At 69.2% G+C, this 7,668-nt stretch carries 2 protein-coding genes; both read left to right on the top strand.

Going from position 1 to position 7,668, the window contains the following annotated elements; genetic code table 11:
- The coding region (locus ACIQU6_RS43250; RefSeq protein WP_403487991.1) for a type I polyketide synthase at positions 1 to 5,841 on the top strand (5,841 nt) is incomplete at its 5' end.
- 469 nt (positions 5,842 to 6,310) lie between these two features.
- On the top strand, positions 6,311 to 7,668 hold a 1,358-nt coding region (locus ACIQU6_RS43255), incomplete at its 3' end, for a type I polyketide synthase (RefSeq protein ID WP_403487992.1).

Raw genomic sequence — 7,668 nt, forward strand, 5'->3', positions numbered from 1 at the left:
GAACTGACGGGTGCCGGTGCGGAGGTTCGTATCGTTGCCTGTGACGTGGCTGATCGTGCGGCGTTGGCCGGGGTGTTGGCCGATGAGGAGGTCTCTGCGGTCTTCCACACCGCCGGTGTGTTGGACGATGGTGTGGTGGACGGGCTGACGCCTGACCGTTTCGCGAAGGTCTTGGCGCCCAAGGCGGAGGCGGCTCGCCATCTGGACGAGCTCACCCGAGACCATCCCGTCACCGCCTTCGTCCTCTTCTCCTCCGTCGTCGGCTCGCTCGGTGGTGCGGGACAGGCCAACTACGCGGCGGCGAACGCCTATCTCGACGCGTTGGCGCAGTTGCGTGCGAGTGCGGGGCTGCCGGCCACGTCCGTGGCGTGGGGCGCCTGGGACCAGGCGGGCATGGCCACGGCCGACGCCGTGGGGGACAGGCTGGCCCGTGGTGGTGTCGGTGCCCTGGCACCCGAACTGGCGTTGCGGGCGTTGGAACGGGCCGTGGGTGCCGATCCGTGCCCGCTGATCGCCGACCTCGACTGGTCGCGGTTCGCGCCCGCCTTCGCCGCGCTCAGGCCGAGCCCGCTGCTCAGCGGAGTGCGCGAGGCACGCGAGGCCATCGAGGCCGCCGTGGCGAACGGTGCCAACGGAACGTCCGCCGACGGAGACGGGCTCGCTGCTCGCCTGGCCGGGCTTTCCACCGGCGAACGCGAGCGGGCGGTGCTGGATCTGGTGCGCGCCCAGGCTGCGGCGGTGTTGGGTCATGCGTCGTCGGAGGCTGTTGCGCCGGGTCGGGCGTTTCGGGATCTTGGTTTTGATTCGTTGACTGCGGTGGAGTTTCGGAATGTGTTGTCGGTGGCGACGGGGTTGTCGTTGCCGTCGACGGTGGTGTTTGACTATCCGAATGCGGGGGCGTTGGCCGAGTTTGTGTGTGGTCAGGTGTGGGGTGTCGGTGTTGAGGGTGTTGTAGAGGGCGGGCATGGTGGTGGGTTGGCCGTCGAGGATGAGCCGATCGCCATCGTCGGCATGTCCTGTCGGTTCCCGGGTGGGGTGTCGTCGCCGAATGAGTTGTGGGATCTGCTGGTCTCGGGCGGGGATGCCATCGGGCCGTTCCCCGTTGATCGCGGGTGGAACTTCGATGCCCTGTTCCAGGGCGATGGGGCGGCCGGCGCCTCTGGGACGAGTTATGTCCAGGAGGGTGGCTTCGTTCGTGGAGTGGGGGATTTCGACGCGGAGTTGTTCGGGATTTCGCCGCGTGAGGCGGTGGCGATGGACCCGCAGCAGCGGCTGCTGTTGGAGACGTCCTGGGAGGCCGTCGAGCGGGCCGGTATCGACCCGATCTCGCTCCGGGGCGACCGGGTCGGCGTCTTCGCGGGCACCAACGGCCAGGACTACGCGGCCTTGATGTCGCGGGCCCCGAAGGACACCGAGGCGTACCTCGCCACGGGCAACACGGCGAGCGTGCTGTCGGGCCGGGTGGCGTACGCGTTCGGCTTCGAGGGGCCGGCGGTCACGGTGGACACCGCGTGTTCGTCGTCGTTGGTGGCGTTGCACTGGGCTGCGCAGGCGTTGCGTGGTGGTGAGTGTGCGTTGGCGTTGGCCGGTGGTGTGACGGTGATGTCGACGCCGGGGGCGTTTGTGGGGTTTTCGCGGCAGGGTGGGTTGGCGGTTGATGGTCGGGTGAAGGCGTTTGCTGAGGGGGCGGATGGTACGGGTTGGGGTGAGGGTGTTGGCGTGCTTGTTCTGGAGCGGTTGTCGGACGCTCGCCGCAACGGCCATCAGGTCCTGGCGGTTGTGCGGGGTTCGGCGGTGAATCAGGATGGTGCGTCGAATGGTCTGACGGCGCCGAATGGTCCGTCCCAACAGCGGGTGATTCGACAGGCGTTGGCCAGTGCGGGGTTGTCGGCGGCCGAGGTGGATGCGGTTGAGGCGCATGGCACGGGCACGCGGTTGGGTGACCCGATCGAGGCCCAGGCGCTGCTGGCGACGTACGGGCAGGGCCGCCCGGCGGAGCAGCCGTTGTGGCTGGGGTCCATCAAGTCGAACATCGGGCACACGCAGGCGGCGGCGGGCGTGGCCGGTGTGATCAAGATGGTGTTGGCGATGCGGCATGGGGTGTTGCCGAGGACGTTGCATGTGGATGCGCCGTCGTCGCAGGTGGATTGGTCGAGTGGGGCGGTGGAGCTGCTCACGGAGAACCGGGCTTGGGAGGGTGAGGGTGGTCGGGTGCGTCGTGCGGCGGTCTCGTCGTTCGGCATCAGCGGCACCAATGCGCACGTCATCGTGGAACAGGCACCGGAACCGGCGTCTGAGGGCGATGGCGTCGCAGGCACCCCCAACACGGTGGAGGACGAGTCGGCCGCGGAGAGGCTGGCCGGCGTTCCGGTGCCGTGGGTGGTGACGGCGAAGTCGGAGTCGGCCCTGCGGGCACAGGCTCGACGCCTGCGAGCCTTCCTGGCAGGGCGGGAGGAAGCCTCACCTGCCGCGATTGCCCATTCTCTGATCAACACCCGCGCCGGATTGGACCATCGCGCGGCGGTGGTCGGTAGCGACCGGGACACGTTGTTGGCCGGGCTGGCGGCACTGGCGGAGGGCACGCCCGCGACGCAGGTGGTGCGCGGGGAGGTATCGGCGGCCGGTGGCGGTCGGACGGCGATGCTGTTCTCAGGTCAGGGTGCACAACGACTGGGGATGGGACGGGAGTTGTATGACCGCTTCCCGGTGTTCGCGGACGCCTTCGACGCGGTGGTCGAGGAGCTGGAGCGGGCGTTGGATGCTCCCCTGCGCCAGGTGGTGTGGGGTGAGGACGAGGCTGAGCTGAATCGGACTGTGCATGCGCAGACGGGGTTGTTTGCGGTTGAGGTGGCGCTGTTCCGGTTGTTGGAGTCCTTCGGTGTCGTTCCCGATGTGTTGATCGGGCATTCGATTGGTGAGTTGGCGGCGGCGCATGTGGCGGGGGTGTTGTCGCTGGCGGATGCCTGTGTTCTGGTCGCCGCCCGCGGCCGGTTGATGCAGGCGCTTCCGGAGGGCGGTGCGATGCTCGCCGTCCAGGCTCGCGAGGGCGAAATCGCCGATTTGTTGGGCGAGTTGGTGTCGCTGGCTGCCGTCAACGGGCCGGAGTCGGTGGTGGTGTCCGGTGACACCGATGCCGTCGAGGCCGTGCGGGACTGGGCGCAGGCGAACGGTCGGAAGTCGAGCCGGTTGCGCGTCTCGCATGCGTTCCACTCCCACCGCATGGACGGCATGCTGGATGAATTCGCGCACATAGCAGGTGAGTTGACGTATCTGCCGTCGCGGATCCCGGTGATCTCGACGCTCAACGGGGAGCCCGCTTCTGCCGAAGACCTCTGCTCGCCCTCGTACTGGGTGCGGCAGGTGCGGGAGGCGGTCCGCTTCGCTGACGCGGTGCGCACGGCGTCCGACGCCGGCGTGACCCGATTCGTTGAGGTCGGCCCGGACGGCGTGCTCACGGCCCTGGCCGCCGGCACGCTCGCCGACGGGGAGACGGGGACGGCAACCTGCGTGGCGACGCAGCGCGCCGACCGCGATCCCGAGCACACCTTCGTGACCGCCCTCGCCCAACTGCACAGCATCGGTACGAGCGTTGACTGGCGACCGCTCCTAGTGGAGAGGGAACACGTCGAACTGCCGACGTACGCCTTCCAGCACCAGCGGTACTGGCTCGACACGCCGCGGGCCGCCGCCGGGCCGGCGGCCACGGCCGGGGGAGACAAGGCCGACAACGAGTTCTGGGCGGCGATCGAGCAGCAGGACTTCGACGGTCTGGCGAACGCCCTGGGCACGCACGACCAGGAGGTTCTGCGCACCGTGATCCCGGCGCTGTCCACGTGGCGCCGGGACCGGCTCGACCAGTCCGCCGTCGATGACTGGTACTACGAGGTCTCATGGTCCGGCATCGCCGATCCCGACAGCCCCGCGCTGACGGGGAGTTGGTTGATCCTCGCACCGGAGAACGAGGAGGATGTGTCGCCGACCACCGCCGTCACGACGTCCGCGGATACCCCTCTGCGAGTGGCCGAGGTGCTGCGGGCACACGGCGCGAACGTCGTCCGGGTCGGCGCGCCGGCCGGTGCGGATCGCGCCGCGTTGGCGGCAGAGGTCCATGCCCGTGTCGGGGCGGACGAAGTGGCCCCCGAGGCTGTCGCCGGCGTGGTCGTGATCGCATCGGACGCGGTGCGGTCCGTGACGGCCGTGCAGGCGCTGACCGACGCCGGGGTCGGTGGCCGCATCTGGGCGCTGACCCAGCGTGCGGTCGCGACCGCCCCGTCCGACGACGAGGTCATCCCGGATGCCGCGATGGTGTGGGGCCTGGGAAGGTCGGTGGCGTTGGAGCTGCCGGACCGATGGGGCGGTCTGGTCGACGTGCCTGAGGTGGTGGACGAGCGGGCGGGGCGCCGCCTGGCCGGGGTCCTGTCTCAGCGCGTTGAGGACCAGGTGGCAGTGCGGTCGTCCGGTGTGTTTGGACGGCGGCTGGTGCGCTCGGCGCGGGTTGCGGGCCAGGAGGAGTGGTCGATCGCCGGTGGCACGGCGTTGGTCACCGGTGGCACGGGCGCGTTGGGCGCACAGGTGGCCCGCTGGGTCGTTGAGCGGGGTGCGCGGCGCGTCGTACTGCTGAGTCGACGAGGTGAACGCGCCCCCGGGGCCGTCGAGTTGGGAGAGGATCTGACGCAGGCGGGGGCCGAGGTCCGCATCGTCGCGTGTGATGTCGCCGACCGTGCGGCATTGGCGGAAGTGCTGGCCGACGAGAAGGTCACCGCGGTGTTCCATACGGCCGGTGTGTTGGACGACGGAGTGGTGGACGGGCTGACGCCCGAGCGCTTCGCGAAGGTCTTCGCCCCCAAGGCGGACGCCGCCAGGCATCTGGACGAGCTCACCCGCGACCATCCCCTCACCGCCTTCGTGCTCTTCTCCTCGATGGTCGGTACGTTCGGCGGCCCTGGGCAGGGCAACTACGCCGCCGCGAACGCCTACTTGGACGCGCTGGCCGAGCGGCGCGTACGCGCGGGACTGCCCGCGACGTCCATCGCCTGGGGTCCGTGGGACGAGGCCGGCATGGCGGCCGCGGACGTGGTGGAGAACCGACTGGCCCGGGGCGGCATCACGGCCCTGGCGCCGGAGCTGGCACTGCGCGCGCTGAGCCGGCTCGCCACGGCGAGCGGCTCCTATGCGGTCGTTGACGTGGAGTGGGAGCGGTACGTTCCGGTGCTCACCGCCGTTCGCCCCAGTCCCTTGCTCGACGCCGTTCCGGAGGCGCAACGGGCGATGCGAACCGGCGCGTCCGAAGCCCAGACCACCGAGACCTCGCTGCGCGGGGCACTGGCCGGGGCGTCCACTGCCGAACGCGACCGCATCCTCCTCGACCTGGTACGCACCCAGGCGGCGGCCGTGTTGGGACACGCCTCCCCGGAGGCGATCAGCGCGGACCGGCCCTTCCGGGAGCTGGGGTTCGACTCACTCAGCGCGGTGGAGTTCCGCAACCTGCTCACGGCGGCCACCGGCCAGTCACTGCCGGCCACGGTGATCTTCGACTACCCCACCCCCGCCGCACTCGCCGGGCAACTCGGTACCGAACTCGCTCCCGGGGCCGACGACGGTTCCCCGCTGGAGGAGTTGGACCGCCTCGAAGCCATGCTGGCCGGCGCCGATGCGGACGAGCTGACCAGGCACAAGATCACCATCAGGTTGCAGGCCCTGCTCAACAACTGGTCGTCGAGGCCGTCGACCGGACATGGCGATGCGAGGGACCCCGAACCGTCGGCGGTGGCCGGCCAGTTCGACTCGGTGTCCGACGAGGAGCTGTTCAAGCTCATCCGTGAGGACCCGGGACAGGGCTGACGGGAGCCGGCGGGGTAGGGGCCGCTCCACTGCCCCGCCCCGACTGCCGGACCCCCAGGTTTAGGGGGCGGTAGGGGGTGTTGGCGAAAAATGCGGCTGGATAAGGTTCAGCGAGGTTGAACGTATCCGAATGTCGAGAGCATTGAGAGTTCTCGAAGAATCCTGGGCCCACTGAATCCCTCAACGATTCACCCGAGGGTGCCCAAGGGGAACTCGGCGATTCTCGAAGGCTCTCGACAATTCGAAGACAGGAATATCGATCGCTGCTGCCCAGACGGCAGCGTGAGTATTGGCGACCGGGTTGGGCGGGCGAGAAGGGTTTCAGGCCGTTGCGGGGGATGCGTTGCCAGGCATGCCCGTTGAAGACTCGCCATGCGGGTCAACGCCGCATCGGCCGTAACACTCTGCCCTCTGAGAAGCGTTCTGTTCGCTGTGGCGTTCGGGCGTATGTTGATTGAGGCGGCATTGAATGGCTGACGAGCAGACGCTTCGCGATTACCTGAAGCTGGCAACGGCTGACCTCCAGCAAACGCGCCAACGTTTGCGCGACCTGGAGGCGTCGACGCAGGAGCCCATCGCCATCGTGGGCATGAGCTGTCGCTTCGGTGGCGGCGTGCGGTCCCCGGAGGACCTGTGGCGGCTGGTCTCCTCCGGCGGCGACGGAATGTCGCCATTCCCCCAGGACCGCAGCTGGAACCTCGACGTCGTACACGGCACGACGGCCACCAACACCGAATCCGGCGCCACCGCCAAGAAGGGCGCCGGTGTCGATGCTGATGCCGGTGTCGGTTCCGCCTCTGACTCCGATACCGAAATCGACACCGAACGGCAGTCGCTGGCCAGCTATGTCAACGAAGGCGGATTCATCGAAGGGGCCGGCGAGTTCGACGCCGGATTCTTCGGGATTTCGCCGCGCGAGGCGCTGGCGATGGATCCGCAGCAGCGGCTCCTGCTGGAGGTCTCCTGGGAAGCACTCGAACGGGCCGGGATCGCGCCCACGTCCCTGCGCGGCAGCCGGACCGGTGTTTTCGCCGGCACCAATGGTCAGGACTATCTGACGCTGCTGATGACGCTGCGCGCCGAGTTCGACGCGCACGGCGGAACCGCCAACAACGCCAGCGTGATGTCCGGCCGCATCTCCTACACGCTCGGCCTGGAAGGGCCGGCGGTAACCGTCGACACCGCGTGCTCGTCCTCCCTCGTCGCCCTGCACCTCGCCGTGCAGTCGCTGCGGAACGGCGAATGCTCGCTCGCACTGGCCGGCGGCGCCACGGTGATGTCCACCCCCGGCGGCTTCATGGAATTCTCCCGCCAGCGCGGCCTGGCGGCCGACGGCCGGGTCAAGGCGTTCGCCGAGGCGGCGGACGGCACCAACTGGGGCGAGGGCGTCGGCATGCTGCTGCTGGAGCGGCTGTCCGACGCCCAGCGCAACGGGCACCGGGTGCTCGCGGTGGTCCGGGGCTCGGCGGTGAACCAGGACGGTGCGTCGAACGGCCTGACGGCGCCGAACGGTCCGTCGCAGCAACGGGTCATCGCCCAGGCACTGGTGAACGCCAAGCTGTCCGCGGCAGATGTCGACGTGGTCGAGGCGCACGGTACGGGTACGACGCTGGGCGATCCGATCGAGGCGCAGGCGTTGTTGGCGACGTATGGGCAGGGGCGGCCGGAGGGGCGTCCGCTGTGGTTGGGCTCGGTCAAGTCGAACATCGGTCATACGCAGGCGGCTGCGGGTGTGGCCGGTGTGATCAAGATGGTCGAGGCGATGCGGCACGGTGTGTTGCCGAAGACTCTGCATGTGGACTCCCCGTCCTCGCACGTGGATTGGTC

Source organism: Streptomyces sp. NPDC090442, assembly GCF_044769405.1.
Taxonomy (GTDB): Bacteria; Actinomycetota; Actinomycetes; order Streptomycetales; family Streptomycetaceae; genus Streptomyces.